The sequence below is a fragment of the Nguyenibacter vanlangensis genome (genome assembly GCF_013376155.1).
GTDB classification, from domain to species: domain Bacteria; phylum Pseudomonadota; class Alphaproteobacteria; order Acetobacterales; family Acetobacteraceae; genus Gluconacetobacter; species Gluconacetobacter vanlangensis.
Window position 1 is genome coordinate 1 of record NZ_JABXXP010000597.1, and the last position, 1,700, is coordinate 1,700.

General features: G+C 69.6%; 2 protein-coding genes. Both read left to right on the forward strand.

Annotated features, from left to right (window positions below):
• The first annotated feature begins 131 nt into the window (after window positions 1–131).
• Entirely contained in the window at window positions 132–1,007 is an 876-nt protein-coding gene (gene accD / locus HUK84_RS17085) for an acetyl-CoA carboxylase, carboxyltransferase subunit beta (protein ID WP_176641335.1), read from the forward strand.
• Between the two features lie 13 nt (window positions 1,008–1,020).
• Window positions 1,021–1,700: folylpolyglutamate synthase/dihydrofolate synthase family protein (locus HUK84_RS17090; protein ID WP_246285755.1), on the forward strand; the 680-nt coding region annotated here is incomplete at its 3' end.

Below are 1,700 nucleotides of genomic sequence, written 5' to 3' on the forward strand. Positions count from 1 at the left end.
CGGCTGACGCCGCGCCGGTCCCGGCCCCCCGTATCGGAGTGTGCGCCGGGGCGCGCTCTGGCGTTCCCTGCCCCCAGATTGTATGAGGGCAGTTTTCCGGGGCCGGGGGCCCCGCGTCATGGAGAGGTGGCATGAGCTGGCTGACCGAGTATGTCCGCCCCAAGATCCGCGGTCTGCTCAAGCGCGAAGTACCGGACAATCTGTGGACCAACTGCGAATCCTGCGGCCAGATGATCTTGGTCAAGGATCTGCGGAAGGGGCTGAATGTCTGTCCGCATTGCGGCCACCATATGCGGGCCTCGGTGGCCGAGCGGTTCGCCTGGACGTTCGATCAGGGAGAATGCACGCGCATCGAGCTGCCGAAGGCGCCGGTCGATCCACTGACCTTCAGGGACCGCAAGCGCTATACCGAGCGGCTGAAGGACGAGCGCGCCAAGTCGCAGCTCGACGAATCGATGGCGGTGGCGCACGGCCGGATCGGCGGTCATGACGCGGTGGTGGCGGTGATGGCCTTCGAGTTCATCGCCGGTACGATGGGCGCGGCGCTGGGCGAGGCGTTCGTCGCAGCGGCGCGGCTGGCGGTGCTGCAGAAGACGCCGCTGATCGTCTTTACCGCTTCGGGCGGGGCGCGGATGCAGGAAGGGCTGATCAGCCTGATGCAGATGCCGCGCACCACGGTGGCGGTGCAGATGCTGCGCGAGGCCGGCCTGCCCTACATCGTCGTGCTGACCCATCCGACCACCGGCGGGGTGACCGCGTCCTTCGCCATGCTGGGCGACGTGCAGATCAGCGAGCCGAACGCGCTGATCGGCTTCGCCGGGCCGCGGGTGATCGAGGACACGGTGCGCGAGAAGCTGCCCGACGGGTTCCAGCGGGCGGAATATCTGCTGGAGCACGGCATGATCGACATGGTGGTCAAGCGTGCCGACCTGCCGGAGATACTGGGGCGGCTGATCGGGCTGCTGAACCATCGCCAGGCCGCCGAGCCGGCCCGTCCGGCCGCCTGATCGCAGGATCGCCATGCCCCCTGCCCCCGTTTCGACGTCCGTTTCTTCGACGTCCGTCTCTCCCGTCCTGGGACCGGAATTCGTCGGCCGCGCCGGGGTGGTGCTGGAGCGGCTGAACCGGCTCTATCCGGCGCTGATCGACCTGTCGCTGGGCCGGCTGGAGGCGCTGCTGGCGCGGCTGGGCCACCCCGAGGCGCACATGCCGCCGGTGATCCATGTCGCGGGGACCAACGGCAAGGGCAGCACCTGCGCCTGCCTGCGCGCCATCGGCGAACAGGCGGGCTGGCCGGTGCATGTCATGACCTCGCCGCACCTGGTGGACGTGACCGAACGGTTCCGCGTGGCGGGGCGCATCGTGTCGAGCGACGAACTGGTGGCGGTGCTGGAGGAGGTCGAGCGCGCCAATGACGGCGCGCCGATCACGGTGTTCGAGGTGCTGACGGCGGCGGGGTTCGTGCTGTTCGCGCGGCATCCGGCGCGGCTGGCCGTCATCGAGGTCGGGCTGGGCGGGCGCTTCGACGCCACCAACGTGCTGGCGCGTCCGGCCGCCTGCGCGATCACCGCGATTTCGATGGATCACGAATCGTTCCTGGGCGATAGCCTGGCGGCGATCGCCGGCGAGAAGGCCGGGATCATGAAGCCGGGCGTGCCCGTGGTGACCGGCCGCCAGGCGCCGGAGGCGATGGCGGTGCT

Coding starts and splice junctions, on each gene's coding strand:
- accD (WP_176641335.1), top strand. CDS start 132: ATGAGCTGGCTGACCGAGTATGTCCGCCCCAAGATCCGCGGTCTGCTC.